Genomic DNA, 25,999 nt, shown 5'->3' on the forward strand with positions numbered 1-25,999 from the left:
GACCGGTTCCTGCCTTTTCGAAACGGTGCCTGCGCCGCCGCAGATCACACATGGTTTGACTATGGCTGCAGCAATGGCCCGCCCATGATGTCGAGCAGCGGCCCTGAGCCGATGCCGAACACGAACAGGAGGGCACCGGCGGCAAGCATCGCGGTGCCCGACCAGGTGCCAAGAATGGCTGATTGCCCTGCCGACGTGCCAAAACAGACCGGGGCAATCACGCGGGCGTAATAGAACAGCGAAACCACCGTATTGGCGATCGCCGCAGCGGCAAGCCAGGCATATCCGCCATCGATGGTGGCGAGGAACAGCAGCATCTTTCCGATGAAGCCGGCAAGGGGCGGAATTCCCACGAGCGAAAGGAGCGCGGCCACCAGGATGAATGCCGTCCATGGCCTGTCGCGAACAAGGCCGGCATAGTCACGGGCGGCCGTGCGCCCCCGCAGGTGGATGACGGCACCGAAGGCTGCCAGGTTCGCCACCGTATAGCCGAGCAGGAAATACAGCAGCGCGGGCAGCGCGTCCGGAGCGAGGCCGATGACAGCCACAGCCATCAGGGCATAGCCGGACTGCGAGACCGATGACCAGCCGAGCAAACGGCGCAGATCGTCCTGCCACAGCGCGGCAAGATTGCCCAGCGTCATCGTGATGACCGCCAGAGCGGCGACGACCGGCCGCAGGGCCAAGACATCGGGGGGAAACAGCGATACGAACCGGGCGAGCGCGATGGCCCCGCCGATTTTGGGCGCAACGGTCAGGAAGGCGGCGGCTGGCGCGGGTGCCCCCTCCGCCACGTCCGGCATCCAGGCATGGGCAGGAACCGCACCAAGCTTGAATGCAAGCCCGATCGCCACGAGCCCCACCCCGGCTGAAAGCAGGGCGCTGTTTTCCGTGGATGCCAGTGTTGCCTCCAGGCCATGGTAATCCGTGGTCCCCAGCATGCCGAACACCAGAACCACCCCGATGGCGAGCGCCGTGTTGGCAAGCGCTCCCATGAGGAAGTATTTCATTCCCGCCTCGACGGAGACGGCCCAGTCGCGGTGATAGGCAGCCAGCGTATAGCCGGTGACCGAGGACAGCAGCGCGCCCATGACAAGTTGCAGCAGGTCGGCCGCAGCCGCCATCGCCATGGCACCGAGGCAGGAGAACAGCAGGATCGCGTAATACTCGCCATGCCGGCGGTCGCTCCGCATCCAGTCCGGCGAGAACGCGCAGACAGCCGCCGCTGTGCCAAGAACCATCAGCCGCCCCCAGACGCTTGCTCCGTCGAGCGCCCAGACGCCGCTGAAGGTCAGCGTCTCACGCCCCGCCTGCGCCGCGCACAGCGCCATGGCCACGACGAGACCGGCGATGGCAACGGGCGCGCAGACCCATTGCCTTGCATGCGGCAAGAACGACGCAAGCAGGACAATTCCCACAGCCGTCAGCAGCACGGCCAATTCCGGAAGAATGTCGCCGACGGGCATCAACGCGCACCGACGATGGCGGAAGCCCCCGCATTGACCAGGTCGAGCAGCCATCGCGGATAGAGACCGATCAGCACCACCAGGGCGAGCAAGGCGCCAAGGATCGCGGTTTCGCTCCGGTCAAGGTCGGGAAACGCGGCTCGCCGCTTCGGCAGGGCGCCGAAGAAAATCTGCTGGATCATCGAGAGAAACAGCGCGGCAGTGATCAGGATCCCCGAAAGGGCGATGGCCGCGAGCCATGGATAGACGGAGAAGGTGCCAGCAAAAATCTGGAACTCGGCCACGAAACCGGCAAGCGCCGGCAGACCGAGGCTGGCGAAGGATGCGAGGATCATCGTGCCGGTCAAGCGTGGCGCAATTGCAGCAAGCCCGCCATAGTGGCCGATCTCGTAGTCCTGCGTGCGCCGCCAGAACCCGCCGGCGATCAGGAACAGAGAGCCGGTGATGAGACCGTGGGCGATCATCTCGGTCACCGCTCCGGTCAGCGCGAGCTGTCGGGCAGACCCGGCACTTTCGGCTGCCAGCGCTCCGGCCGCCGCAATGCCCAGCACGGTGTATCCCATGTGGTTGACCGACGTGTAGGCTATCCGCCGTTTCAGGTTTGGCTGGGCGAAGGCGACGAGCGCACCCCAGAGGATCGAGACCAGCGCGATCACGCCGATCAAAAGGGAATGGCGGGCAAAGGTTTCGGGCATCATCGACAGCGGAATCCGCACCATGCCGTAGGTACCCATCTTGAGCAGCACGCCGGCCAGGATTGCCGATGCCGGACCGGGCGCATCGACATGGGCCGGCGGCAGCCATGTATGGAAGGGAACCAGCGGCGTCTTGATGGCGAAACCGAGCATGAACCCGGCCAGGACCAGCGTGGCCGCAAGATCTGCACCGTCGCGCGGGCGGCGCGCGATCAATTCACGCATGTCGAAGGTCAGCGGGTCGCTCGCCAGGACCAGGCCGAGTATGGCCAGCAGCAGCGCCAGCGAACCGGCCAGCGTGTAGACGAAGAACTTGAGCGCCGCCGCCTGCGCGTCGCCATGGCCCCACCGGCCGACCAAGAAATACATTCCCACGAGGCTGAGATCGAAGAAGACATAGAAGACAAGAAGGTCGAGCGTCAGCAGCAGGCCCAGCGACGCCCCCTCGAGAAACAGGAACCAGGCGTAATACCGGCGCGCACGGACCAGCGTATCGGCCGGCCAGGCGATGGCGGCAAGGAACAGCAGGGCGCTCATCAAAGCGATCGAAAGCGAGATGCCATCGACGCCGACCCGCCATGACACGCCGAGCGCGGGGATCCATGGGACGCCGGCAACGGACTGGAAGACCGGAGCCCCGCCGGATGCATCGAAGCGGGTCCACACGGCCACGAGCAAGACCAGCGGCAGGATTGCCACAACGGTCGCGAACCTGCGGGCGGCCTTCTCGCCCATGCGCGGTGCGAGCGCGAGGAAGGCCGAGGCAAGGAGGGGGAGAAGAATGGCGAGTGTCAGCATGTCATCCGGTCCATGCAAGAACGACGACGGCGGCCAGCACACCGGCGGCCATGGCGGCGTAGTAGTGGTGGGACATCCCGGTCTGCAGACGCCGGGCATCGCTACCGCCGATGCCGACGAGACGGGCGGAGCCCTGGGGAATGCCATCGGCGAGACCCTCGCAGAAACGCCTTCCAATCCGGGCAAGCCTGGTGGTTGCCGCCGCCAAGCCTTTGATGCAGCCGTCGATCATGGTCCGGTCGGCGCGCGACAGGGCTGGCGAAACGGCATGCGCGGCCCTGGCAAGGCTGCGCGGCAGGGCATCCAGAATCCCGTCGTCGACCCGACAGGCAATCCGGCAAAGCCCCGTGAAAGGCCGCACAACCAGCGCATCGATCACCGCCGGAAGACCCAGCCAGGCAGCCATCCGTTCCGCCGGTCCACTGGTTCCAAGCGTTGGCCATTGGCGCGCAAGGCCCGTTCCGGCCGCCAGGCCGACCGCCAGAAAAGCAAGCGAGGCTGCCTTGCCCGCCGTCGTCGATACAGGCAGTTCCATGGCAAGAAATCCGGCTGCGGCGGCATGAAATCCGGGAATCCAGAAAACGCTCATGGCGAGCACGAAGGCGGCCAGAACCGCGATGGCCGCCGTCTCCGCGGCGTTTGGCTTTCCGCTGCCCGTGGACCGGTCGCCAAGGCCGAAGACCAGCAATTGCCAGCGCGCGGCATAGGCCCCGGTGAATGCACCCGCGACCATGACCGCGATGCCGGCCCACGGGCTGGCATGGATGGCCGCAGCCGTGACGAGTTCCTTGCTCCAGCCGCCGCCTGATGGCGGAATGCCCGCAAGCGCGATTGCTCCAAGCACCGCGCAGCCTGCAACCAGCGGCATGGTGCCGGCAAAACCGAGCCGGTGAAGGAGAAAGGACCGTCCGCGCCTGCCGGCCGTTCCGGCGGCCAGGAACAGCAGGGCCTTGAAGGCTGCATGAGCCGCAAGATGCAGAAGGGCCGCACCGGGAAAGCCGGCGCCGGCAGCAACGAACATGAGGCCGAAATGAGCCGAAGTGGAGGCCGCGAGCAGCTTCTTTGCATGGGGCTGCACGATCGCGACAAATCCGCCAGCCAGCGCGGTAGCCGCTCCGATGGCCATGGCCGATGCGGCGAAGCCGGGCGCGGCAGCGAGATGGGAATGAAGCCGGATCAGCAGGAAAGCCCCGGCGGCGACCATGGTGGCGGCGTGGAGCAATGCTGAAACCGCGGTCGGGCCAGCCATCGCCCGAAACAGCCATGGCGAAAAGGGGAGCTGACCGGATTTGGCCGCGGCAGACAGAAGAATGCCGGATACGGCGACCGCGAGCGGCGTTCCTGACAGGCGGGCCATGTCATCGAAGGCAAACGAACCGGTGCCGGCAAACAGAGCCATGGCGGCGGCAAACAGCCCGAGATCGCCCAGGCGCGTGGCGATGAAGGCGTAGAGGCCTGTCGCCGGGCTTCCCGCATCGCGCCAGGTGTGTCCGATCAGCGCCCATGAGCAGGCGCCGACGATTTCCCAGCCGATCAGGAGTGTCAGCAAATCGGCCGCGATCACCAGCACTTCCATGCCCGCGACGAAGAGGAGAAGCAGTGCCGCCAGCCTGGCCAGCCCCCGTTCGTCTTCATGCGCGGCGGCATAAGCCATGACCGGCAAGGCGATCAGCGGCACGAGAACCGCCATCACAGCGGCGGCAGGGACAAAGGCGGCGGAGAGCACGAGCGTGTCGCTCCAGGCGACAGTGCCGGTCCATGCGCGGGCGGCGCCGAAGACGGCGAAGAGGCCGGTTGCAAGAAGAACGGCGCAGCCTGCCAACCCGGTCGCCACGCGCCGGCGCGGTGCCGCGACAGCCAAAGCGAGACCGGCAAGGGCCGGGCCGATGGGCAAGAGCCAGATCATCAGTTCTTCAACGTTTGCAGGCTTTCGACCATGTCAGCCTGCCGCTTCCTGTAAACAGCGGTGACCAGGGCGAAGCCGACGGCCATGTCGATGGCCATGACGGCCATGACGATGATTGCCAGCAATTGCCCGGTCGGCGCACCGCCCAGGGCGTATGACCAGAAGCCGATGGTGGCGAGCAGGACACCGTTCAGCATCAGTTCGAGGCCCATCATCAGCATCACGAAAGACTGCTGCGACAACGCCCCATAGAGGCCGATCCCGACAAGTGCTGCGGCAATGATGAGAACAGAGGCAAGTGTCATGGTGGTCTCGCTTCAGTGATGGTGATGACCGCCTTCCCGTTGCGGCCTGCGGCCTGCCGGGCTGCCGCCCGGTTCAAGCGGCGGCGGTACGGCCCCCTGGTCGGCAGGGCCGAAGCGGCCGCTGCGGCTTGAAAGGACGACGGTGCCGATCATCGTGGCCAGCAGCGTCACGCCGGCTGTCTCGAAAACCAGCATCGAATCGCCCAGCAATTCCATGCCGAGATCGCGGATGACCGGCTGGGCGGCGGCGACGCGGTTGACAGGAAGTCCGGTGGTGAGGATCGCGGCGGTGAGACCGGCAAACGCGAAGGCTCCGGCGGCGAGGGAAAAACGCTGCTGATGCACCATCGCCATCGGGTTCAGGCCGGCCGGGTTCATCATGAACATGACCATGAACACGGCCATCACCATCATTTCCACGGCCATCATGAAGATCGTGGCGATGCCGATATAGGGCGCGGCGAGCATGACCATGACGAGGCCTGTCGCGATGAAGGAAACCATCAGAAGGAAGGATGCGCGCACCATGGAATCGGTGGCGAAGACCCGCCAGCCGGACAGGATCGCGATTGCCGAGAGGACGAGGAACAGGATGTCGCTCACGCCCATAGCAGCACCTCAAGGCCGACAAGGACGAGAACGAGAAACGACAGCGGCAGAAGCACGGTCCAGATGATGTGCAGCATGCGCGCAGGCGTTGTCCGGGCGAAGGCGTTGCCGGCCATGACGAGGGCGGCGAGCACCGCGACCGACTTGAGCAGAAGCCACACGGGCCCGGGAAGGACGGGGCCAAGATAGCCGCCCAGAAACACCGTGGCAGCCATGACCGAAGCGGACACCAGCATGGCCAGCCGTGCGAATTGCCAGGCCGCGTATTGCGCCCCGGATGCCTCGGATGACGTGCCGCCGGCGAGATCGGGGGAATCGGCATAGTCGAACGGCCCGCGAACCGAAACGGAAAGCGCCAGGAGCATGAACAGAACAAAACCCGGCGGCTGGCGCACGACGTTCCAGACCGTATCCTTCTGCGCTGCGACAACCGCGGAAACCGACAGGGATTCGGCCGGCAGGGCCGCGGCGATCAGCACGAACATGCTGACCAGCATGACCGGCAACGCGATCGCGACATAGCGGTAGGCGCCGATCAGCGCGAGCGGCGCATTGGATGACCAGCCGTGCAGGAAGACCACGACGACTGTCAGCGCTTCGCAGGCCCCCCACAGCACGATCCCCGCATCGGAATCGGCCGCGACCAGGCCAGGCGCAAGGGGCACGACGCTGAGGGCAAGGGCAGCCAGTGCGAAATAGAAGACCGGCGCCAGACGCCAGTTGAGCAGGTCAGGCCGTTCGGTCACCACCGACTGGCGCAACAGGAGCGCGGCGCCCTCGGCCAGCGGCGCAAGGAGGACATTGCCGGCGGGTACATCATCGCGCATTGCCCGATGGAGCCGGTCGATGATCGCCGCGACCCAGGCGCCACCAACGAGCAGCAGCGGAATCGAGACGATGGCGACCGCCTGTTTCATCCACCGTCCCCCCTGTTCGATTGCCCCTGCGCGTGCGCGCCGCGCTTGCCGCTTCCGCCGGCGTGGTCAGTGTCTTCGTCGACCGGGCACATCTGTTGCAGGAGGGAGTGCGGAATGCTGTTGATCAAGAGGATTGCCTCGTTCCATTCCAGGCCCGGAAGCAAATCGGCCAGCCTCGGCAATGCGCCCTTGGCGGGCCCTGGCACCTGCCCGTCGAAGCGGTCGCGCAGGCTTGTCCCGCAGATATGGCCCAGATCCGGCGGCAAGGCATGACGGGCGCCCATCTTCGCGCCGCCCATGAGTTGCATGAGGGCCTTACGCAGGCTTGCGCTACTGTCGATGGTGGCCGGGGCATAGGGCGGGCGCCGGACCTTCGCCGACTGGATCACGTCTCCCTGCAGGGTGATTTCCAGCTGCATGCCTGGCGGCAGGATGGCGAGAAACGGCCCGAACGCACAGGTAAACGAATCGAGCGCCAGCCCGTCGCGCAGATCGTCGTCGGGCATGGCGATCGGACGGCCATAGGGCGTGCCGCCCATCATGCCCTCCCCGCCCTGGCCGTGATCGCCCCTGCCGCGCCACTCATGTGCCGGCTTGTCAGGCAGCAGGCCGGCTTCACTCGCCAGAGCCCCGGACAGGAGGCCGCGCCAGAGGCCGGCAATGCAAGCGGCCGGATCATCTTGCGGCTCGACGATCACCGGATCCGTCATCTCATGGAAGGGCCTTGCGCCCCACCACACGGTCTTGCGCGGATGCGGCATCTGGTCGTGCAACTGCCGCAGGTGCTGCCGGTCGCCGTCACGGATCGCACCGGCAACCAGCAGGATTGCCGCATGGCGGATCGATGGCACAAGGCGAAGGCCGGGCCTGCCGGACAAGGGCCCGGCGCGATCCGCTCCCCCGGTTCCCAGCGCGGCATAGACGGGCGCTGGCGCCGCACGGCCAAGCCGGTGAAGAAGGTTCATTGCCATCGGAATATGCCCTCGCGCCAGCCATAGAGAATGCCGACCGAGAGGATGGCCAGGAACATGCCCATCTCGACCATCGCCTTGGCGCCTTCCTCGATGAAGACGACAGCCCAAGGGTACATGAACATCATCTCCATCTCGAAGGCGATGAAGAGAAGCGTCATGGAATAATAGCGCACATGGTAGCGCTGCCAGGCGTGGGTCTGCGGTGTGGCGCCGCCGAGACAAGGCACCTTCTGCGGTTCGGTCATCGGGAACGGCGCGTGGAGTGAGGACGAACGCTGGAGCAGGCCGGCAAAGACTGCGGCAAGAAAGACGACAACCAGCATTCCGGCCAGGGCTTCCAACATATCCTCCCGTCCTGTTGTCAATGAGGAAGCCGCTCAGGCGCAAAATGTTCCCGCCGCCGCCCCACGCGGCAACACGGACATGGCATGCGGCAGGAGAAACGGACGGCTGGGACAGGCGCAGCGGCGCTGCCGCCAAGTGCGCAAAGGCCACACCCAAGCCATTGAAACCCTTCCGGAATGACCCCATAAGAGGGAACGGAGCCGGTTGCCCGGCCTCGCCAATCCCCGCACCGGCCCGGACGTTTTCATGATCTACCCCTCCCCGCTTCTGCCCGCCACGCTGATCCGCCGCTACAAGCGCTTCCTGGCCGATGTTTCGCTCGCGGACGGGCAGGAGATCACGGTTTCGGTGCCCAATACCGGATCGATGCTGGGCCTGAGCGACCCCGGCATGGCCGTATGGCTGTCCCGATCGGACAATCCGAAACGCAAATACGCCCATACGCTGGAACTGGTCGAGGCGGACGGAACGCTTGTGGGCATCAATACCGGCCTGCCCAACAGGCTGGTCGAGGAGGCAATCGGACGTGGCCTGCTGCCCGGCCTCTGCGGCTGGGCACACTTGCGGCGCGAACAGCGATACGGGGTGAATTCGCGCATCGACATCCTTCTGGAAGATCCGGAAAAGGGCCGTGCCTATGTCGAGGTGAAGAATGTTCATCTGATGCGCGAGCGCGGCCTTGCGGAATTCCCCGATACCGTGACAGCTCGCGGCGCCAAACATCTGGGAGAACTGGCGGCAATGGCACGCGCGGGCCACAAGGCGGTGATGGTCTATCTCGTCCAGCGTGGCGATTGCGACCGGTTTCGCCTGTGCGGCGACCTCGACCCCACCTATGCCGCAGCCTTCCGCGAGGCGCGGGATGCCGGCGTGGAAGCCTGGGCGCTGGGCTGCACGCTGACGGCCGAGGGCATCAATGCCGACCGGCTCATCGAGATCATCGATCCCGTTCCACAGGGCGTCAGTTCCGGCATGCCTTGAATGCCCCGGCGAATGATGCCATTTGAGAGCCACGCGCGGGCGGAAGGCAATCAGGTACGATTTCCAGGCAGCACAAGGGAACTGAACCATGGTCACATATGTGGATGCGGCGTCGGCGCCCCTGAAAAACACCGGCCAGATCCGCCTGTACGGGCCGGAGGATTTCGAAGGCATGCGCAAGGCCTGCCAGTTGACGGCCCGCTGCCTGGACGAACTGGCCGGCATGGTTCGCCCCGGCTTGCAAACGGAAGAAATAGACCGTTTCGTCTATGAATTCGGCGCGGATCACGGCGCCATACCGGCGACGCTGAACTACCGCGGCTATACCAAATCCAGTTGCACCTCGGTCAATCATGTTGTCTGCCACGGCATTCCCAACGAGAAGCCGCTGCGCGAAGGCGACATCGTGAATATCGACGTCACCTACATCCTGGACGGCTGGCATGGCGATTCCAGCCGCATGTATCCTGTGGGCCAGATCAAGCGCGCGGCCGAGCGGCTGATGGAAGTCACCTACGAATCGATGATGCGCGGCATTGCAGCCATCCGGCCGGGCATCAGAACGGGCGCCATCGGCGCGGCCATCCAGGCCCATGCCGAGGCCGAGCGCTGCTCGGTGGTCCGCGATTTCTGCGGCCATGGCGTCGGGCGGCTGTTCCATGACGCACCCAATATCCTGCACTACGGGACGCCGGCCGATGGCGTGGAAATGCGGGAAGGCATGATCTTCACCGTCGAACCGATGATCAATCTCGGGCGGCCGCATGTGAAGGTGCTGTCGGACGGCTGGACAGCGGTCACCCGTGACCGTTCGCTGTCGGCCCAGTACGAGCATACGGTGGGAGTCACCGCCGACGGCTGCGAGATCTTCACGCTGTCGCCTGGCGGGCTCGACAAGCCCGGCCTGCCGACCGGCTGATACCGCCTTCGTGCCGCGGTTCCAATAGCAGCAGTCGTGGTGTCAGCCCGCCTTCCAACGAAACGGTTGCTGGGTTAGTCTTGCAGGCGTGGGGCTTGTACCGGTTCGCGATTCCCTCGCGGCGGCACGGGGCGGACTGAAATCACGATGGCTGACGAACCCGACGAGCGCGGCATGTTTGCTGATTCCGCGCACGCTCCCTCTCCTTTCATCTCCAAGACACGCCCGATGGAAGCCAAGCCGCACTGGCATGGACATCGCGACCGGCTCCGGGAGAAATTCGCGAGCGCGGGCGAAGGTGCACTTGCCGATTATGAACTGCTGGAACTGCTTCTCTACCGGCTCATTCCCCGCCGGGATACGAAACCGATCGCCAAGGCCTTGATCGCCCGCTTCGGCAGTATCGGGGGGGTGCTCGGGGCACCGGCGGATCTGCTGCGGGAGGTCAGCGGGGTCGGTGCCATCGTCGCCACGGAACTGAAACTCGTCGCCGCGGTAGGCCAGCGATCGCTCAAGTCGGAGATCCGCAACAAGCAGGTGATGGGATCATGGTCCACGGTGATCAACTACTGCACCGCGGCCATGGCCCACGAGACGCGCGAGCAGTTCCGCATCCTGTTTCTCGACAAGAAGAACGTGCTGATCGCCGACGAGGTGCAACAGACGGGCACGGTGGACCATACCCCGGTCTATACCCGCGAGGTCATTCACCGAGCCCTGGCGCTGGGTGCGACCGCCATCATCCTGGTTCACAACCATCCGTCCGGCGATCCGACGCCGTCGCGGGCCGATATCGACATGACCCGCACGATCGCGGAAAGCGCTGCGCCACTCGGCATCACCGTGCATGACCACATCATCATCGGCAAGGACGGGCATCTGAGCATGAAGGCGCACCGCCTGTTCTGACAGCGGCGAAGAAAAAAGGCCGCCGGAGCATCGCCGGCGGCCTTTCCTTTTCCCTTGCGGACAGCCCGCGCCTTACTCGGCGTCGGCGTCGTCCGCCTTCTTCTTGGCGGCGGCCTTCTTCTTGGCCGGGGCCTTCTTCTTTTCCGGCTTTGCCTCGGCTGCGGACTGCTCGTCCTCATCGTCGGCCAGCAGCGCTTCCTTTGAGACCGTCTCGTCGGTCACGTTGACCTGGGTGAGAAGATGGTCGACGACCTTCTCCTCGAACAGGGGCGCGCGGATGGCATTGATGGCTTCCGGGTTCTGGCGGAAATAGTCGATGACCTGCTGTTCCTGGCCGGGATACTGGCGCACCTGCTCGTAAACGGCGCGCTGCACCTCTTCCTCGGCCACCTGGACGCCGGCCTTCTCGCCGATCTCGGAGAGAACCAGGCCTAGACGCACGCGGCGCTCGGCGAGGCGCATGTATTCCTCGCGCGCCTCTTCCTCGGTCGTGTCCTCATCGGCAAAGGTCTTGCCGGCGCGCTGCAGGTCGTTTTCGACCGCGCCCCAGATATTGCGGAATTCGGCTTCCACCAGGCGCGACGGCGCCTCGAACTTGTAGGCCTCGTCGAGGGCATCGAGAAGCTGACGCTTGACCTTCTGGCGCGTCGCCTGGCCATACTGGCTCTCGATCTGCTGACGGACGATCTCGCGCAGCTTGTCCGCGCTTTCCAGGCCCAGCTTCTGGGCAAGCTCGTCATTGATCTCCAGTTCGCCCGGCGCGGCCACGTCCTTGACGGTGATGTCGAAGGTGGTTTCCTTGCCGGCCAGATGGGCGGCCTGGTAATCTTCGGGGAAGGTAACGGTGATGGTCTTCTCGTCACCGGCCTTCACGCCGACCAGCTGCTCCTCGAAACCGGGGATGAAGCGGTTGGAGCCCAGCACCAGATTTGCATCGGTGTCGGAACCGCCATCGAAGGGCTCGCCGTCGAGCTTGCCGACATAATCGATGGTGACGCGATCGCCATCGGCAGCCTTGCCCTTCTTGGTTTCGTATTCGCGAGCGGAATCGGCGATCTGCCGGACCTGCTCCTCGACTTCCTCATCGGCAATGTCGACGACCTGGCGGGTCACGGCGATCGAGGACGGGTCCTGGATCTCGATGGGCGGGATGATCTCGTAGGACAGCGTGAATTCGAAGTCGGCCTTGCCGTCGAGGATCTTGCCGGCCTCGGCCTCGTCTTCCGTCATGTCCACTTGCGGCTGCATGGCGGCCTTCTCGCCGCGCTCCTGCAGGACATTGCGGGAGGAATCGGCGAGGATCTCGTTGACGATCTCGGCCATCAGCGACTTGCCATACATCTTGCGCAGATGGGCGGCCGGAACCTTGCCCGGACGGAAACCGTTGATACGCACCTTCGAGCGGGCATCCTCGAGACGCTCCGCGAGACGCGCTTCCATGTCGGTGGCTGGCACGACGATCCTGATCTCGCGCTTGAGCCCTTCATTGAGCGTTTCGGTAACCTGCATCAAAAAACCTTTGTTCTTCGTGTCGACGCTCCGGGTTGCCGCTCGCCGGCCCCCGGTCCGTCCATCCTGTCCTCAAGCCCGGTTTGGCCTGCCTGGTGCGGGTGGAGGGACTTGAACCCCCACGCCTTGCGGCACCAGAACCTAAATCTGGCGTGTCTACCAATTTCACCACACCCGCCCCGGCCGGCGGGAACCGGCCAGAAGCGCGCGTTCTATATCACCGCGCCCAAGGCGATCAAAGAAAAAATGGCGCAGAATCCGGTTTTTTCGAGGCATTTCACCCGGATCCGGAAATGGCCGCGCGCCCGGCCCCTGCCGACGTCCCGGCCCGGCGGGAACCGGTCTTGCCGCAGGGGTCCGACGGAAATTCCTTCAACCGATTTGACAAAGGCGCTGCCGCCAAACGCCGAAAGCATGCTGCAATTGCACAGTTTTGTGACATTACGTCGCGTTATCAATATGTTAAATGTTGTGCATTGCACAATATACATGGCTGTCTTGCAGATTTGGCACTCCACAAAGCGGCATGGTGCGCCTATCTTCCACTCAACGGTCGGACGGAAACGAAAGACCAACCGAGACGAGGACCGAAGAGATGAACATCATCCGCAATTACCGCAACTGGCGCCGCGAACGCGAGACGATCAGCGAGCTGAACCGCCTTTCAAACCGCGAACTGGCCGATCTGGGCATTGCCCGCGCTGACATCCCGTTCATCGCCCGGCGCGCCCGCTGAATAGAAATACACGGATTTCGTCCGGGTTACCTCCTCCCAACCCTGACGGATGAGGGTTCGCGACCTCCTCCTCCCAATCGCGAACCTGACATAAAGACACCCGCCGGACCTCCTCCCCCGGCGGGTGTTTTTTTGTCTGCCGCCCGGCTGCGAAAGGTCAGCGCTCGCCGCCGACGCCGCGCTTCTTCCACTCCGACAATGCCAGGATGTCCGGGCGCCCGCCCATGGGCTCATACCAGCTGTCGACCGCCCAGAGCCTGCCGCTTTTCCTTTCCTTCAGAACGGCGGTGGAATGGGGATAACGGGCATCGAGGAAAAAACCGCGCGAAACATTCGACTGCACCGCATGGTGTTTCAGCAGGCCCTTCTTCTGAAGCAACAGCATGAAGGTTCGCGTGTTCGTGGATTCGTCGATGCAGTCCATCTGGCCCTTCGTGCCACCTTCATCCAGTGTAGACTTGGCCCTGTCGCGCACGCCGATCGCATCGCCGGCCTTGTCCTCGAAATAGGCGACAGCGCGGCCGACGGCCTCGCGCTCGGCCGCGGGCGATGCGGCGCCGCCTTCCATGATGGCGCGGATGCGCGCCATGTCGCCGTCATCGAGTGCAAAACGCGTGCGGAAATAGCAATTGTAGCCGTGGCAAGCGGTCAGCCGTGACGCAGCCACGCTTTCGAGCGCGGCGGAGTAGTTGCTCGACGCGGAAGTGCAGGCACCGAGAAGCGGCAAGAGCAGGGACAGGGAGAGAAGACGGATTTGACGCATGGCGCCATTATTGCCAAGGAATGGCGCGTGGCAATGGTGCCGGGGCGACTTTCGGTTGTCATCCACATCCCGCGCCCCTCCATTGATCGGGAGAGCGAAAAGCCCTATTTCCCGCGCCAATGCTTTCAACGGAGATCGTCATGAAGCCCATTCACATCATCGGTGGCGGTCTGGCCGGTTCCGAAGCCGCATGGCAGGCCGCCAATGCCGGCGTTCCCGTCATCCTGCATGAAATGCGCGGGGTGCGCGGCACCGACGCCCACAAGACAGATCATCTGGCCGAGCTCGTCTGCTCCAACTCGTTCCGTTCGGACGATGCACAGACCAATGCGGTCGGGCTGCTGCACGCGGAAATGCGGCTTGCCAATTCACTCATCATGGCGTGTGGCGATGCCCACCAGGTGCCTGCCGGATCGGCGCTGGCGGTCGACCGGGACGGCTTTGCCGCAGCCGTGACCGCGAAGCTCGAAGCCCATCCGCTGATTTCCATCGTGCGCGAGGAAATCACGGGGCTGCCGCCGGAAGACTGGGACCAGGCGATCATCGCCACCGGTCCGCTGACCGCGCCGGACCTTGCGGCCGCGATCGCGCGGGAGACGGGCGAGGAATCGCTCTCCTTCTTCGATGCCATCGCACCCATCGTCCATTTCGAATCGATTGACCTCGACACGGCCTGGTTCCAGTCGCGCTATGACAAGGTCGGGCCCGGCGGTACAGGCAAGGATTACATCAACTGCCCGCTCGACGAGGCCCGGTATCATGCCTTCATCGATGCGCTCCTGGCCGGCGAGAAGACCGAATTCCGCGAATGGGAGGGCGTGCCCTATTTCGACGGCTGCCTGCCCATCGAGGTGATGGCCGAACGTGGGCGCGAGACCCTTCGCCACGGGCCAATGAAGCCCATGGGCCTGACCAACCGGCACTATCCGGATGTGAAGCCCTATGCGGTGGTGCAGTTGCGCCAGGACAATGCGCTGGGCACGCTCTACAACATGGTCGGTTTCCAGACCAAGCTGAAATATGCCGAACAGGTGCGCATCTTCCGCATGATACCGGGGCTGGAGGACGCGCAATTCGCCCGCCTCGGCGGCCTTCATCGCAACACCTACATCAATTCGCCGTTGCTGCTCGATGCCACGCTGCAACTGAAATCGCGGCCGGGCCTGCGCTTTGCAGGCCAGGTGACGGGCTGCGAGGGCTATGTGGAATCTGCGGCCATGGGCCTTCTGGCCGGCCGCTTCGCTGCGGCCAGCCGCCTTGGTGCAGTGCTTGCACCGCCGCCCGCCACGAGCGCGTTCGGCGCGCTGCTCGGCCACATTACCGGCGGTCATCTCGTATCGGACGAGGAACCCGGCAAGCGCTCATTCCAGCCGATGAACATCAATTTCGGGCTGTTTCCGCCGCTCGAACCGGGCGCCATCCGCAAGCCGGAAGGGGTGAAACGGCTGCGGGGCAAGGAAAAGGCTGTGGCCAGGAAGCGGGCCATGACCGGGCGGGCGCTGGCGGACTGCCGCGCATGGCTCGGCCTGCCGCAGGACGCACAGGCGGCGGAATAGGCCGCGGGGGCTAGGAAAAAACGTTTCTTTCATGCCATTCTTCGATCCGGATCCAGTGATGCCCGGAGGGAAGATGCCATGCCCAGACGTCCTGCCAGCCTTGTTTCCGCCTGCCTTCTGCCGCTTCTTGTCTCCACCGGGGCGCTGGCGCGCGATTGCGAGGCCGATGCCCGCGCCGCGATGGTGGACGTGCGCCATCCCGTTGCGATCCTCCAGCATGTCAGCACGATCATGGGCGAAAACACGATGCGCAGCCTGGCGCTGACGACGCCCGACAATCGCGGCATGTCGATGAGCGAGGACGGAACACCGATGACACTGTGGGTTGGCGGCCGGTTCTACACGACGGCCGACAAGGGCAAGACCTGGAAACTGATGAGCGAATCATCGGAAGAGGCGCAGGCCGAGGCGATGGAACAATTGCGCGCCCGGGCTGCGGCGGCCACAAACATCACCTGTGCCTACGATACCGAACTGGAGGGCCGAAAGGTCCATCATTTCAGCCTGGACTATGTGCTGGAAAACGTGGGCATGGAGATGCAGGGCGAATACTGGATCGACGCGGAAACCGGTTTTCCCTGGCGCATCAAGACGGTCAGTCCGCACAACACGATCATACAGGACAATGAACCTGCCCCTGCCGGCATGGGCGTACCCGATCCGGAAGGCTGAAGGACGCTTTACATGTGCGCGCCCGCGCCCGACACTGCGCCCGCTTGGACAGACAGGAGGCATGGATGAGCAAGGCCGAAGGCCCTTTCTTCACGGTCGAACAGAACGGACCGGTCGCCGAAATCACGATGAACCGGCCTGATTCGGCGAATGCGATGTCACCGGATTTCTGGGACGACCTGCCGCGAATCCTCCGCGACCTGAGCGAACAGGGCACGGTGCGCGCCGCCATCCTTGGCGGCGCCGGCCGCCATTTCTCGGGAGGGATGGACCTCGCGACGTTCGATTCCATCGCCGCCATGCTCAAGGTGGAGCCCGGCCGGGCAGCCCATGGCCTGCGCGGGCTGATCCTGAAGCTTCAGGACACGTTCACCGCGATCGAACGGGCGCCCTTCCCCGTGATCGCCGCCATTCACGGCGCCTGCATCGGCGGGGCGATCGACATGATCACGGCCTGCGACATCCGCCTTGCCAGCCAGGATGCCTTTTTCGCCATCGAGGAGATCAATATCGGCATGGCAGCCGATGTGGGCACATTGCAGCGCCTGCCGAAACTGATCGCGCCCGGCATAGCCGCCGAACTTGCGCTGACCGGCCGCCGGTTCGACAGCGCCGAAGCGCGCAGCATCGGGCTGGTCACCGGCACCTTTCCGGACCGCGACAGCATGCTCGCCGAGGCGCGTTTGCTGGCGCAATCGCTCGCAGCGCGGTCGCCGCTGGCGCTTGCCGGGATCAAGCGCAATCTCGCCTATTCGCGCGATCACAGCGTGGCAGACGGACTGGACTATATCGCCACGTGGAATGGCGGCATGTTGCGGGCCGAGGACCTGATGGAAGCCATTCAGGCACGCGCACAGAAGCGGGCCGCCGTCTTCAAGGACCTCGGCAAGCCGGCCTGAGACTGTTCCGGCTCAATGCAGCCGGAACTCTTCCCCAACAGCGCGCACCTCGGCCGGGCGGATCAGCCGGGCATGGGCCACCGTGACCGAATGGAGCGGGCCTTCGATCTTCTCTTCCCAGAAGGACAGGAACTTCTTGAGCACCGGAAACTCCGGCCACAGGTCATAGTCCTGCCAGATGTATTCCTGCAGGAGGGAATGGTGGTCCGGCATGCGATAGGCGATCTTTGCCGTCGTCAGCCCGTAACCCTCGATCTGCTTGCGGAATGCGTCGCTGGCCTTCATGGGAAACCTCCACGTCCGTTGTTGACATGGCAATTGCGCCATGCAAAAGCACGCGCGTCAAGCGACAAATCTTGCTTTAATCAACAATACCAATATGTTAGCAGCATTCAAACAGGAGTGCTGCCACAATCGTCATTCGGCCGGACCGAATTCGGGCGTCCTGGGAAGGCCGGGCTTTCCCGCCTCCTGCGGATTGCGGCGCACATAATCGGCCTTGATGGCATGGGAATCCTGGCGCGAGCCGTCATGGCTCCACCCCGGCGGCATGAACAGATAGCCGAGCCGCTGGCGAAGCGTCAGACCCGGTGTCAGGACGGCGTCACGGAACATGGCGACCCATTCGTGGAACGCCACGCGAACCGGGTTCCATGTGGCCAGGTTCTTCACGATGCCGTAGCGCGGCGGGTCTTCCGGCACCTCCTCGACAAAGGTGCCGAAAAGCCTGTCCCAGACAATGAGCGTGCCGGCATAGTTGGAATCCAGATAGCGCGGGTTGATGGCGTGATGGACGCGGTGATGCGAGGGCGTGTTGAAGACGAGTTCGACCGGCCGCCACATCCTGCCAATGGTCTCGGTGTGAATCCAGAACTGCCAGAGCAGGTTGAAGCCATAAACGAAGGCGATGAGCGCCGGGTGAAAACCGAGCAGCACCAGCGGCGCCTGCAGGATGACCATGCCGGTCAACTGGCCGGTCCAGCTCTGGCGCAGGGCGGTGGACAGGTTGTAATGCTGGCTGGAGTGATGGTTGACATGCTCTGCCCAGACCCAGCGCACCCGGTGGGCGATACGGTGGTACCAGTAGTAGCGCAGATCGTCGACGATGAAGGCCACGAGGAAAACCCAGAGCGCCAGCCCCTGATCGAAGAAGCGGTATTGCCAGACCCACATGAGGACGGTGAAGGATATGAAGCCGAGAAGGAGACCGGCAACGACGTTGCCGACCCCCATGGCAAGGCTTGTCATCGTGTCGGCGGTGTTGAAACTGCCCTTCGCCCGCCTGGTGGAGACGAGGAACATTTCCAGCAGGATGGCCGCGATGAACAGCGGAATGGCCAGTTCCGTGACCTTGGGAAAAGCATAGGAATCCATTGTCAGTTCCTCACTGTTCAGGGCGTCATGTGTGCGACCAGCCTCGCGGCCGTCTCGCTGTCATCGAAGCGGATGGTCATGGCGCTCCATCCAAGTTCGCGAAACCCTATCGAAACGACACCGTCCGCTTGATGGCGAATGTGGCGCAGATCCCGCGGATGCACCAGCCGGGTTGCCATGTGCCGCCCCGTCACCCGGACAATGCCCATCGCGGCGTCTTCCAGCAGGACAAAGGCCGCCGAGCCGTCTGCCGACACAAGGACAGGCCCCTCGCCGGCCTGCGGGTATTCGTCTTGCAGGACCGCAAGCGCTTCAGCACCGCTGTCAATGCTGCGGCCCTGCCCTGCCCCGGAAAGACGCAAGGCCAGGAAGACGGCGGCCAGACCGACCGCGACGATGGCGACAAGGACCATCAGGTTCATGGCCAGTTCCTCCCCCGGCGCAGTTCGATGGCGCCCGCGAGGCAACTGTGCCAAGGCGGAACACCTTGGTCAATTCATCACGCAGCGTAAGGCAGGCAATCAGGACCGCAGGCTCATGCGAAGGAAAGACCAGGAACGGCGCAGCGCCGAAATTTCCGGCGTTCGCTCCAGGCAGGCCGCGCCTGTTTGCTCGATGCGTTCGAGATAGGCGGGCACGGGGGCCAGCACGAGATAGCCGGGCCGAAGCGTTTTTGGCAATCCTTCCAACGCCTTGCGCGCAAGGCCGAGATGCTCGCGGGCCTTCGCGCAAAGCGCCGATACCAGAGCGGCGGCGTTCCTGTCATCCGGCGTATCGAGGTAGCTGTCGCGATCCAGTCCGCATGCTGTCAGCAATTCGGCCGGAACATAGCACTGGCCGCGCGCGCGATGCAGCGGAAGGGAGCGGATGAGGCCCGTCATCGCCTGGGCGCAGGCGGCATGACCGGCCGCCTCGCCCGTCCCTGGCGCGGCGTCGCGATCCAGAATGGTTGCGGCCATTTGCAGGATCGCGCCGGCCGTCTCGCCACAATAGCCTTCAAGGTCGTTCATGGACGGCATCGGATCATCATAGAGATCGAACAGCCGCGCCTCGAAATAGGCTTCCAGCGCAGCCGGCGGAAGCTGGTGCCGGTCGACGACCCGCGCGAAGGCCTCGGCAACCGGATGTCCGCAATCCGCTCCGGCCTCCGGCGTCGCCACGGCGTCGCGCCACCATTGCAGCCGGATTTCGCCGGCAAGAGGTTCGCGGATGGCATCGCGGATTCGCGCCACTTCCAGGTTGAAGGTATAGAGCACCGCCAGATCGCCGCGCTTGCCGGCCGGTGCGTAGAGCGTCGCCAGGTAACGGTCCGGGTCCGCGGCCTTCAGATCGGCAAGCAGCGTTTCCAGCAATGGCGCCGTTTCGTTTGCCATCAGACGGCGATGAAGAACGCGGCGACGGCCCGATCCTCGGCCACGAGGACATTGTAGGTGCGCACCGCCGCGCCTGTGCTCATGGCATCCGCGACGATTCCCGCCTCGCGCAGGCTGCGGGCAAGCTCGGGTCGAAGGCGCCTGAGATCGGCGCCCATGCCCGCGAGCAGGATTTCGATCTCGCCCGCTTCGTCGAAAACCCGCCGGAGATCATCGGCAGACGGGTTTTGCGGATCCGATGGCTGCCAGCCGTAAATCCCTGACGGCAGGCACATCAGCGAGCCGCGATGCGACATGTCGGCAAAGCGAAAGCCACCATTGCCATAGGCATCGATTGCCGCACGGCCCGGAAAGTGGGCCTGGTGCATCTGGATGCCCGAGCCCATGGCCTCAGCCCTTTGCCGGCTCGACGCCGCTACCGCTCTTTTCCTCATCCTCCGCTGCAACCTTGCTCGAACGCAGATTGAACAGGATGAGAAGCGGCGCAGCGATGAAGATGGACGAATAGGTGCCGATCACCACGCCGAAAATCATGGCCGCGGTGAAGGACTGGATCACCTCGCCGCCGAAGAAGAACAAGGCCAGCAGGGCCAGCAACGTGGTCACGGACGTCATGACGGTTCGCGACAGCGTGTCGTTCATGCTCATGTCGAGCAATTGCGGCAATGGCATCTTGCGATAGCGCCGCAGGTTCTCGCGCACGCGGTCGTAGACCACCACCGTGTCGTTGAGCGAATAGCCGACGATCGTCAGGATGGCGGCGATGGATGAGAGGTTGAACTCGATGCCGGTGATGACAAAGAAGCCGATGGTCATGATGACATCGTGCATGGTCGCCAGGATCGCGCCGACGGCGAACTGCCACTCGAACCGCACCCAGATGTAAAGCAGGATAGCGGCAAGGGATGCCAGCACGCCCAATGTCCCTGCCCGGGCCAATTCGCCGGAGACCGTTGGTCCGACCACCTCGACGCGGCGGAAGTCGTAGGCTTCCTCCAGCTCGCCACGCACCTTGGCGATCACGCTCTGCTCGGCATTCTCGCCGCCGCCCTGCGCCTCGACGCGGATGAGCACTTCGGACGGATCGCCGAATTCCTGCACCTGCACGTCGCCGAGATTGAGGTTTCCAAGGCGGTCGCGAATATCGGCCACGTCGGCAGCGCCCTGGCGGGCCTTGATCTCGATGAGCGATCCGCCCTTGAAGTCGATGCCGTAGTTCATGTTGACGGTGACGAACAGCGCGAGAGCGCCGATGGCGGCCAATGCCGACAGGCTGAAGGTCACACGGCGCAGCCACATGAACGGGATCTTCGTGACGGCGGGCACGAGATGCATGGGCGCACCCGGCAGTTCCTTCGGCCGCTGGCGGCGGACATATTCGGCGATCATCCAGCGGGTGAAGGTAAAGGCGGTAAAGACCGTCGTCACGATGCCGATCGCCAGCGTCACGGCAAAGCCGCGCACCGGGCCGGTGCCCAGATAAAACAGGATCACGGCGGCGATCAGCGTGGTGACGTTGGCGTCGATGATCGTGGCCATGGCCCGCGAGAAGCCGGCGTCTATGGCCTGGATGACCGAACGGCCGTTGCGGCGCTCTTCCCGTATGCGCTCGTAGATCAGCACGTTGGAATCGACCGCCATGCCGACTGTCAGCACGATGCCGGCGATGCCCGGCAGGGTCAGCGTCGCTCCCAGGACCGAGAGCAACGCCACGATCATCGCGATATTGGCCACAAGGGCAATGTTGGCGATGACGCCGAGAAGGCCATAGGCGAGTACCATGAAGGCAAGTACGAGGACGGCACCGATCAGGGCGGCAAGCTGCCCGGCGGCGACTGAATCCGCGCCAAGGCCCGGACCGACCGTGCGTTCCTCGATGATCGTCAACGTGGCCGGCAGCGCACCGGCGCGAAGCAGCACGGCCAGATCATTGGCGGACTGGGCAGTGAAAGAGCCTGAAATCTGGCCCGAGCCGCCAAGAATCGGCTCGCGGATGACGGGCGCGGAAATGACCCGGCCATCCAGGATGATGGCGAAGAGGCGACCGACATTCTGCTGGGTCGCCTGGCCGAAGCGCTGTGCGCCCTTGGTGTCGAAACGGAAGGACACGACGGGTTCGGAGGTACGCTGATCGAAGGTCGGCTGCGCATCGACCAGGTTTTCGCCCGAAACGATGACGCGATCCTCGATCACGTAGGGAACCGGCGGGTCGTCATTGGAATACATGACCGTGGTGCCGGCAGGCGGGCGCCCCTCGATGGCTTCCTGCACGGGAACCGTCTGGTCGACCATCTGGAAGGTGAGCTTGGCCGTCTGGCCGAGAATGTCCTTGAGACGCTGCGGGTCGTCGAGCCCTGGCACCTGGACCAGAATGCGGTCATCGCCTTGCCGCTGGATTACCGGTTCGGTGGTGCCCAGTTCATTGACACGTCGGCTCACCACCTCGATCGACTGGGTCAGCGCAGCCGAGGTGCGGTAATCGAGCCCTTCCTCGGTCAGCGTAAAGCGCAGGAGGCCCGGTTCAGGTTCTTCAAGCGTGACTTCCGAAATCGTGCCGCCACCGAAGAGGCCGGAGGAAATCGGCTCGGTAAGCGAGGCCAGCGTTTCCTTCGCCAGGGTCACCTGCTGTGCGTCGCGAATGCGCACCTGCACCGTGCGGCCGGATCCGCTGAGGCCGGTATAGCCGATGCTTTCCTCACGCAAAAGGCGGCGAACCTCGTCCCTGGTGGCCTCCAGCCTGTCCTTGACGATGTCCGCGCGTTCGATCTGCAGCAGGATGTGCGAGCCGCCCTGCAGGTCGAGGCCAAGCGTCATCTTCTGCTTCGGCATCCAGTCGGGCAGCGCGTCCAGCGCCGACTGGTTGACGAGGTTGGGCGCGGCGAAGAGAAGGCCGGCGATCACCGACAGCCAGATGAGAATCGTTTTCCAACGCGTGAAATAGAGCATGGATCAGTCCGTTTCCGGCTGTGGACGGCCGGCCCGTTGCGCCGGGCCACGCCTGGTCAGGCTTTTTCGTTCTGATTGGCGATCGGCTCGCCCTTGACGCGCACGTCGGCAATCATGGCGCGCAGCACACGCACCTTCACGCCCTGAGCGATCTCGACGTCGAGTTCGGTGTCGTCTGCCTTGACGACCTTGCCGACGATGCCGCCGCTCGTGATGACGGTATCGCCGCGACGAACGGCCGAGAGCATTTCATCGCGCTTCTTCATCTGCTGGCGCTGCGGCCGGATGATGAGGAAATACATGATCACGAAGATCAGTATGAACGGCAGGATGCTCATGAAAATGTCGGCGCCACCGGCGGGCGCGGCGGACTGGGCGAATGCCGGGGTGACGAACATCAGCGAACTCCTGCAAAGACGAGAGAAGGCGGGGCGAATCCCGCATGACAGACTGGCGCGGAATATAGTGGTTCAGGTCGCCTTTGCAACTGTGAGCGAAAGTGCGCGGGCGCTTTTCCGGCGCGCCGGCTCATGCTACGGGCTCGTGACCGACTGGAGGACCCATGAACCGCATATCGCTCGATGACATTGCCGCCCGCCTGGACAGGCTCGCCGAGGCCGTGGAAAGCCTCCGGCCGCAACCGGTTCCCGCGCCCGATTTCAATGCCGCGGACTGCTTCGTCTGGGATGCGGAGGCTGCCAAGCTGATGGCGGTGGAAAAGGTCAACCGTATCGACATATCGCTGATCAGGGGCGTCGACCGGGTGCGTGACATCCTGGTTGCCAATACCGACCGCTTCGCCGGCGGATTGCCGGCCAACAACGTGCTGCTGTGGGGCGCGCGCGGCATGGGCAAGTCCTCGCTCGTCAAGGCAGCACACGCGGTCGCGGCACGATCGGCTGCGCAGGCCGGCCGCGCCGCGCTGAAACTTGTCGAAATCCATCGCGAGGACATCGACACCCTGCCCCGCCTGATGACGCTCCTGAAAGCCGCCGATGCGCGCTTCATCCTGTTTTGCGACGATCTGTCCTTCGACCATGACGACACATCCTACAAGTCGCTCAAGGCGGCGCTGGAGGGCGGCGTGGAAGGCAGGCCGGACAACATCATCTTCTATGCAACGTCGAACCGGCGGCACCTGCTGCCGCGCGACATGATCGATAACGAGCGCTCCACGGCGATCAATCCGGGCGAAGCGGTGGAAGAAAAGGTCTCGCTGTCGGACAGGTTCGGTCTCTGGCTCGGGTTCCACAAGTGCTCGCAGGACGACTACCTGGAGATGGTCAACGGCTATGCCCGCCACTTCAACCTCAAGACCGGGCCGGAAACGCTGAAGGCGGAAGCGCTGGAATGGGCGGTGACGCGCGGCGGCCGGTCCGGACGTGTGGCCTGGCAATTCATCCAGGACCTAGCGGGACGGCTCGGCCAGAGGCTGGATTGACGCAGCAAGACGCCGGCGCGCGCTTGCAGGCCGGAGCCGCCGCCGCAAAAGACAATACCCCGCCGGGCCTGGCGGGGTATTGCCTGGAAGCGGAGCTGCCCTGGAGACCAGCCCTCCGCCATTCCTACTCCAGGAAGTCGACCGGATTGACCGGGTTGGAATTCTTCCGGATCTCGAAATGCAGTTTCGGCCGGTTTGCGGAACCTGAATTGCCGGCCTTCGCGATCTCCTGACCGCGGCGCACCTTGTCGCCGCGCGAAACGGTGAGGCTGGAATTGTGACCATAGACGGAGACGAGACCGTCATCGTGGCGGATCAGCACGGTGTTGCCAAACTCCTTCAGGCCGCTGCCGGCATAGATGACGACGCCATTTTCGGCGGCCTTGACCGGCGTGCCGGCCGGAACCGCGATATCGATGCCATCATTGGCCTTGCCGCCTGAATTGGCGCCGAACGATGAGACGATGCGCCCGCGCACCGGCCAGCGCAACTTGCCGATGCCGGTTGTCGCCGGCGCGACGGCCGCCACCTTCTCTGCCTGGCGGATCACCTTCTCGTCCTTGCGCTGCGGTGGCGTGTAGGTCGGCAGATCACTGCCGGATTTCACGCTTGGCCCGGCGCCGCCCGTGATGATCGGATCGACCGCCGGCTTCGCGCTGGCCGTCCGCACCGGTTGACCGGCCGACGGCATGACGAGTTTCTGACCGACACGAATGGTGCCGTCGCGGAGGTTGTTGGCTGCCTTCAACGCCGCGACGGTCACACCATTGCGGCGCGCGATGGCATAGAGCGAATCCCCTGCAACGACCGTATGGACATTGCCTGCCTGCGTGGCCTTGGCCTGCCCCGGCTCCGCGCGGCTCGGCGTTCCGGTGGTTACGGCATCGGCGCGGGGCGCCGGCGGGCGCGGCGCTTCGCGGACCACCGCCACCTCGCGGCGCGGTGCATCCTGCGGCACCGGAACCCGGTTTGCCGGCACATCGTATTTCGTGCCGCGCGACGATTTGGCCGCCGCGGTCTGCGGGTTGGCGTCGGGCGCGGAAGTCGGCGCCTTTTGCGAATAGACATAGGTCGGGATCACGATGCGCTGGCCTGCCGTGACATCGCGGGGATCGGCAATGCCGTTGACGCGCATGATCTCACGCGCAGGCACGCCGAAACGTCTGGACAGATTGTAGACCGTTTCACCTTCGCGCAAGGTAATCTGCGTGCCGCCCGAGGCCGTCCAGCCGCGTCCGTCGCCGCGTTCCTGGGCCGACCTGCTTTCGGGTGCGGTCCCGGCGGCGGCATTCCTGGACGCCGCCGCCGGCTCGACCTTGCGCGCTGACGTGGAACCGGTGGCCATCGTGTCGACACGGCTTGCGGCCGGTGCCGCCAGCGTCTGTCGCTCGACGGACGGCGCCGTGACAGCCTGGCGAACCGGCGCAGGTGCTGGCGGGAAAGCGGCAGGCGACGCATTGCCGGGATAAGGGTTGACCCGATAGGCTGCCTGGGGGCGCGCAGGATAGGAAACAGGCGGCGGCGCAGGCTGCGCCATGCCGGCTGCCGCCATGCCCACACCGGCGCTTGGCGCAACGCGCCCGCCCGGTATCAGGTTGGCGGCGCCACGGCCGACGGAACCGGTTGCTGTCGTGTCCACGTCACCCGGATAGGGCTGGTCCACAGAGGCGGCCGATGTCCGCGATGGCACCGAAGCCGTATAGAAACTGTCGGTGAAGCGCACGGCATCGGAACTGCATCCGGCGGCGAGCCCACCAACCATGGCGATGGCCGCCCCTCTGGAGAGGTGTCGTGCATATGCCTTGAAAATGGTGACCTGCATGTTCTGAAACCCGCCATACTCGCTAACTCGCACAAGATCATTAAAGCGCGTTAGTGTTACTGACGGGTTAAGCACGGGCTGAAA

Annotated in this window: 26 protein-coding genes and 1 tRNA gene; 8 read left to right on the plus strand and 19 right to left on the minus strand. The window is 64.4% G+C overall.

All coding sequences use genetic code 11. The features are described 5' to 3' along the window. Nucleotides 1–59 precede the first annotated feature (59 nt). Genes R3D65_RS00740 through R3D65_RS00775 form a run of 8 tightly spaced genes read right to left on the minus strand, consistent with a single transcriptional unit; the run spans nucleotide 60 to nucleotide 8,014 of the window. Nucleotides 60–1,433 carry an NADH-quinone oxidoreductase subunit N gene (locus R3D65_RS00740; RefSeq protein ID WP_371273314.1) on the minus strand — a complete coding sequence of 458 codons (1,374 nt, stop codon included), beginning with the start codon at nucleotides 1,431–1,433 and terminating at the stop codon, nucleotides 60–62. Nucleotides 1,434–1,465: 32 nt separating this feature from the next. After that, on the minus strand, nucleotides 1,466–2,959 hold the full coding sequence (locus R3D65_RS00745) for a NuoM family protein (protein WP_371273315.1): 1,494 nt from the start codon (nucleotides 2,957–2,959) through the stop codon (nucleotides 1,466–1,468). A gap of 1 nt (nucleotide 2,960) precedes the next feature. Further along, entirely contained in the window at nucleotides 2,961–4,865 is a 1,905-nt protein-coding gene (locus R3D65_RS00750; protein WP_371273316.1) for a proton-conducting transporter membrane subunit, read from the minus strand. Next, nucleotides 4,865–5,170 (minus strand): NADH-quinone oxidoreductase subunit NuoK, encoded by a 306-nt coding sequence (nuoK, locus tag R3D65_RS00755; protein WP_371273317.1) that lies wholly within the window; start codon nucleotides 5,168–5,170, stop codon nucleotides 4,865–4,867. The genes R3D65_RS00750 and nuoK overlap by 1 nt, the downstream gene beginning before the upstream one ends. A gap of 12 nt (nucleotides 5,171–5,182) precedes the next feature. Beyond that, nucleotides 5,183–5,779, minus strand: coding sequence for an NADH-quinone oxidoreductase subunit J (locus tag R3D65_RS00760; RefSeq protein WP_371273318.1), 597 nt, complete (start codon nucleotides 5,777–5,779; stop codon nucleotides 5,183–5,185). Continuing rightward, nucleotides 5,770–6,696 carry a complex I subunit 1 family protein gene (locus R3D65_RS00765; RefSeq protein ID WP_371273319.1) on the minus strand — a complete coding sequence of 309 codons (927 nt, stop codon included), beginning with the start codon at nucleotides 6,694–6,696 and terminating at the stop codon, nucleotides 5,770–5,772. Before R3D65_RS00765 ends, R3D65_RS00760 begins: the two co-directional genes overlap by 10 nt. Continuing rightward, nucleotides 6,693–7,667: a hypothetical protein gene (locus R3D65_RS00770; protein ID WP_371273320.1), complete on the minus strand. Its 975-nt coding sequence runs from the start codon at nucleotides 7,665–7,667 to the stop codon at nucleotides 6,693–6,695. Before R3D65_RS00770 ends, R3D65_RS00765 begins: the two co-directional genes overlap by 4 nt. After that, nucleotides 7,658–8,014: an NADH-quinone oxidoreductase subunit A gene (locus R3D65_RS00775; protein ID WP_371273322.1), complete on the minus strand. Its 357-nt coding sequence runs from the start codon at nucleotides 8,012–8,014 to the stop codon at nucleotides 7,658–7,660. The genes R3D65_RS00770 and R3D65_RS00775 overlap by 10 nt, the downstream gene beginning before the upstream one ends. 247 nt (nucleotides 8,015–8,261) lie before the next feature. On the opposite strand from R3D65_RS00775, the gene sfsA reads away from it, so the two are divergent. The 3 genes from sfsA to radC all read left to right on the plus strand — a co-directional run bounded on the left by sfsA (nucleotide 8,262) and on the right by radC (nucleotide 10,824). Then, complete coding sequence (sfsA, locus tag R3D65_RS00780) at nucleotides 8,262–8,996, plus strand: DNA/RNA nuclease SfsA (RefSeq protein WP_371273323.1); 735 nt, start codon at nucleotides 8,262–8,264, stop codon at nucleotides 8,994–8,996. Nucleotides 8,997–9,084: 88 nt separating this feature from the next. Then, nucleotides 9,085–9,915: a type I methionyl aminopeptidase gene (gene map / locus R3D65_RS00785; protein ID WP_371273324.1), complete on the plus strand. Its 831-nt coding sequence runs from the start codon at nucleotides 9,085–9,087 to the stop codon at nucleotides 9,913–9,915. 147 nt (nucleotides 9,916–10,062) lie between these two features. Further along, the gene (gene radC, locus R3D65_RS00790; RefSeq protein WP_371273325.1) at nucleotides 10,063–10,824 is read left to right on the plus strand and encodes a DNA repair protein RadC; all 762 of its coding nucleotides are present in this window, start codon (nucleotides 10,063–10,065) and stop codon (nucleotides 10,822–10,824) included. A 72-nt stretch (nucleotides 10,825–10,896) separates the two neighbouring features. Here radC and tig read toward each other — a convergent pair whose 3' ends face one another. Both tig and R3D65_RS00800 read right to left on the minus strand, forming a co-directional pair. Continuing rightward, nucleotides 10,897–12,333, minus strand: coding sequence for a trigger factor (gene tig / locus R3D65_RS00795; protein WP_371273326.1), 1,437 nt, complete (start codon nucleotides 12,331–12,333; stop codon nucleotides 10,897–10,899). A gap of 93 nt (nucleotides 12,334–12,426) precedes the next feature. Beyond that, nucleotides 12,427–12,511 (minus strand) — tRNA-Leu (locus tag R3D65_RS00800). A 417-nt stretch (nucleotides 12,512–12,928) separates the two neighbouring features. Between R3D65_RS00800 and R3D65_RS00805 the strand changes: the two genes are divergently transcribed. Then, nucleotides 12,929–13,069, plus strand: coding sequence for a DUF1127 domain-containing protein (locus tag R3D65_RS00805; protein WP_371273327.1), 141 nt, complete (start codon nucleotides 12,929–12,931; stop codon nucleotides 13,067–13,069). Nucleotides 13,070–13,226: 157 nt separating this feature from the next. Here the strand turns inward: R3D65_RS00805 and R3D65_RS00810 are convergent, their stop codons facing one another. Next, nucleotides 13,227–13,832 carry a hypothetical protein gene (locus R3D65_RS00810; protein WP_371273328.1) on the minus strand — a complete coding sequence of 202 codons (606 nt, stop codon included), beginning with the start codon at nucleotides 13,830–13,832 and terminating at the stop codon, nucleotides 13,227–13,229. Nucleotides 13,833–13,972: 140 nt separating this feature from the next. Here R3D65_RS00810 and trmFO point away from each other — a divergent pair, with 140 nt between their 5' ends. The 3 genes from trmFO (at nucleotide 13,973) to R3D65_RS00825 (ending at nucleotide 16,959) form a co-directional block, all read left to right on the plus strand. Then, a complete protein-coding gene (gene trmFO, locus R3D65_RS00815) occupies nucleotides 13,973–15,388 on the plus strand; it encodes a methylenetetrahydrofolate--tRNA-(uracil(54)-C(5))-methyltransferase (FADH(2)-oxidizing) TrmFO (RefSeq protein WP_371273329.1) in 1,416 nt (471 codons plus the stop codon). A gap of 78 nt (nucleotides 15,389–15,466) precedes the next feature. Next, complete coding sequence (locus tag R3D65_RS00820) at nucleotides 15,467–16,060, plus strand: hypothetical protein (protein WP_371273330.1); 594 nt, start codon at nucleotides 15,467–15,469, stop codon at nucleotides 16,058–16,060. A gap of 65 nt (nucleotides 16,061–16,125) precedes the next feature. Then, a complete protein-coding gene (locus R3D65_RS00825; protein WP_371273331.1) occupies nucleotides 16,126–16,959 on the plus strand; it encodes a crotonase/enoyl-CoA hydratase family protein in 834 nt (277 codons plus the stop codon). A gap of 12 nt (nucleotides 16,960–16,971) precedes the next feature. Here R3D65_RS00825 and R3D65_RS00830 read toward each other — a convergent pair whose 3' ends face one another. The 7 genes from R3D65_RS00830 to yajC all read right to left on the minus strand — a co-directional run bounded on the left by R3D65_RS00830 (nucleotide 16,972) and on the right by yajC (nucleotide 23,050). Next, nucleotides 16,972–17,244 carry an usg protein gene (locus tag R3D65_RS00830; RefSeq protein ID WP_371273332.1) on the minus strand — a complete coding sequence of 91 codons (273 nt, stop codon included), beginning with the start codon at nucleotides 17,242–17,244 and terminating at the stop codon, nucleotides 16,972–16,974. Nucleotides 17,245–17,376: 132 nt separating this feature from the next. Further along, nucleotides 17,377–18,333, minus strand: a complete 957-nt coding sequence (locus R3D65_RS00835) for a sterol desaturase family protein (protein WP_371273333.1) — start codon at nucleotides 18,331–18,333, stop codon at nucleotides 17,377–17,379. Between the two features lie 17 nt (nucleotides 18,334–18,350). Then, on the minus strand, nucleotides 18,351–18,755 hold the full coding sequence (locus R3D65_RS00840) for a hypothetical protein (RefSeq protein ID WP_371273334.1): 405 nt from the start codon (nucleotides 18,753–18,755) through the stop codon (nucleotides 18,351–18,353). A gap of 99 nt (nucleotides 18,756–18,854) precedes the next feature. Next, entirely contained in the window at nucleotides 18,855–19,706 is an 852-nt protein-coding gene (locus tag R3D65_RS00845; protein ID WP_371273335.1) for a phytoene/squalene synthase family protein, read from the minus strand. After that, nucleotides 19,706–20,092: an Mth938-like domain-containing protein gene (locus tag R3D65_RS00850; RefSeq protein ID WP_371273336.1), complete on the minus strand. Its 387-nt coding sequence runs from the start codon at nucleotides 20,090–20,092 to the stop codon at nucleotides 19,706–19,708. Before R3D65_RS00850 ends, R3D65_RS00845 begins: the two co-directional genes overlap by 1 nt. Nucleotides 20,093–20,096: 4 nt before the next feature. Further along, a complete protein-coding gene (gene secDF, locus R3D65_RS00855) occupies nucleotides 20,097–22,652 on the minus strand; it encodes a protein translocase subunit SecDF (RefSeq protein ID WP_371273337.1) in 2,556 nt (851 codons plus the stop codon). Between the two features lie 56 nt (nucleotides 22,653–22,708). Then, nucleotides 22,709–23,050 carry a preprotein translocase subunit YajC gene (gene yajC, locus R3D65_RS00860; RefSeq protein ID WP_371273338.1) on the minus strand — a complete coding sequence of 114 codons (342 nt, stop codon included), beginning with the start codon at nucleotides 23,048–23,050 and terminating at the stop codon, nucleotides 22,709–22,711. Between the two features lie 164 nt (nucleotides 23,051–23,214). Between yajC and R3D65_RS00865 the strand changes: the two genes are divergently transcribed. Beyond that, nucleotides 23,215–24,093 (plus strand): ATP-binding protein, encoded by an 879-nt coding sequence (locus tag R3D65_RS00865; RefSeq protein ID WP_371273339.1) that lies wholly within the window; start codon nucleotides 23,215–23,217, stop codon nucleotides 24,091–24,093. A gap of 124 nt (nucleotides 24,094–24,217) precedes the next feature. Here the strand turns inward: R3D65_RS00865 and R3D65_RS00870 are convergent, their stop codons facing one another. After that, entirely contained in the window at nucleotides 24,218–25,855 is a 1,638-nt protein-coding gene (locus R3D65_RS00870) for a peptidoglycan DD-metalloendopeptidase family protein (protein ID WP_371273341.1), read from the minus strand. Nucleotides 25,856–25,999 lie beyond the last annotated feature (144 nt).

Origin of the sequence: Zhengella sp., assembly GCF_041397485.1 — a bacterium.
Classification (GTDB): Bacteria; Pseudomonadota; Alphaproteobacteria; order Rhizobiales; family Rhizobiaceae; genus Zhengella.

Bases quoted from the DNA above. Each gene is read 5' to 3' on its own strand.
- R3D65_RS00845 (WP_371273335.1), bottom strand. From the start codon at position 19,706: ATGGCAAACGAAACGGCGCCATTGCTGGAAACGCTGCTTGCCGATCTG.
- R3D65_RS00760 (WP_371273318.1), bottom strand. From the start codon at position 5,779: ATGGGCGTGAGCGACATCCTGTTCCTCGTCCTCTCGGCAATCGCGATC.
- sfsA (WP_371273323.1), top strand. From the start codon at position 8,262: ATGATCTACCCCTCCCCGCTTCTGCCCGCCACGCTGATCCGCCGCTAC.
- trmFO (WP_371273329.1), top strand. From the start codon at position 13,973: ATGAAGCCCATTCACATCATCGGTGGCGGTCTGGCCGGTTCCGAAGCC.
- R3D65_RS00840 (WP_371273334.1), bottom strand. From the start codon at position 18,755: ATGAACCTGATGGTCCTTGTCGCCATCGTCGCGGTCGGTCTGGCCGCC.
- radC (WP_371273325.1), top strand. From the start codon at position 10,063: ATGGCTGACGAACCCGACGAGCGCGGCATGTTTGCTGATTCCGCGCAC.
- R3D65_RS00810 (WP_371273328.1), bottom strand. From the start codon at position 13,832: ATGCGTCAAATCCGTCTTCTCTCCCTGTCCCTGCTCTTGCCGCTTCTC.
- R3D65_RS00830 (WP_371273332.1), bottom strand. From the start codon at position 17,244: ATGAAGGCCAGCGACGCATTCCGCAAGCAGATCGAGGGTTACGGGCTG.
- R3D65_RS00835 (WP_371273333.1), bottom strand. From the start codon at position 18,333: ATGGATTCCTATGCTTTTCCCAAGGTCACGGAACTGGCCATTCCGCTG.
- map (WP_371273324.1), top strand. From the start codon at position 9,085: ATGGTCACATATGTGGATGCGGCGTCGGCGCCCCTGAAAAACACCGGC.
- R3D65_RS00770 (WP_371273320.1), bottom strand. From the start codon at position 7,667: ATGGCAATGAACCTTCTTCACCGGCTTGGCCGTGCGGCGCCAGCGCCC.
- R3D65_RS00825 (WP_371273331.1), top strand. From the start codon at position 16,126: ATGAGCAAGGCCGAAGGCCCTTTCTTCACGGTCGAACAGAACGGACCG.
- R3D65_RS00865 (WP_371273339.1), top strand. From the start codon at position 23,215: ATGAACCGCATATCGCTCGATGACATTGCCGCCCGCCTGGACAGGCTC.
- tig (WP_371273326.1), bottom strand. From the start codon at position 12,333: ATGCAGGTTACCGAAACGCTCAATGAAGGGCTCAAGCGCGAGATCAGG.
- R3D65_RS00850 (WP_371273336.1), bottom strand. From the start codon at position 20,092: ATGGGCTCGGGCATCCAGATGCACCAGGCCCACTTTCCGGGCCGTGCG.
- R3D65_RS00805 (WP_371273327.1), top strand. From the start codon at position 12,929: ATGAACATCATCCGCAATTACCGCAACTGGCGCCGCGAACGCGAGACG.
- R3D65_RS00745 (WP_371273315.1), bottom strand. From the start codon at position 2,959: ATGCTGACACTCGCCATTCTTCTCCCCCTCCTTGCCTCGGCCTTCCTC.
- R3D65_RS00820 (WP_371273330.1), top strand. From the start codon at position 15,467: ATGCCCAGACGTCCTGCCAGCCTTGTTTCCGCCTGCCTTCTGCCGCTT.
- R3D65_RS00870 (WP_371273341.1), bottom strand. From the start codon at position 25,855: ATGGTTGGTGGGCTCGCCGCCGGATGCAGTTCCGATGCCGTGCGCTTC.
- nuoK (WP_371273317.1), bottom strand. From the start codon at position 5,170: ATGACACTTGCCTCTGTTCTCATCATTGCCGCAGCACTTGTCGGGATC.
- R3D65_RS00775 (WP_371273322.1), bottom strand. From the start codon at position 8,014: ATGTTGGAAGCCCTGGCCGGAATGCTGGTTGTCGTCTTTCTTGCCGCA.
- R3D65_RS00765 (WP_371273319.1), bottom strand. From the start codon at position 6,696: ATGAAACAGGCGGTCGCCATCGTCTCGATTCCGCTGCTGCTCGTTGGT.
- R3D65_RS00750 (WP_371273316.1), bottom strand. From the start codon at position 4,865: ATGATCTGGCTCTTGCCCATCGGCCCGGCCCTTGCCGGTCTCGCTTTG.
- yajC (WP_371273338.1), bottom strand. From the start codon at position 23,050: ATGTTCGTCACCCCGGCATTCGCCCAGTCCGCCGCGCCCGCCGGTGGC.
- secDF (WP_371273337.1), bottom strand. From the start codon at position 22,652: ATGCTCTATTTCACGCGTTGGAAAACGATTCTCATCTGGCTGTCGGTG.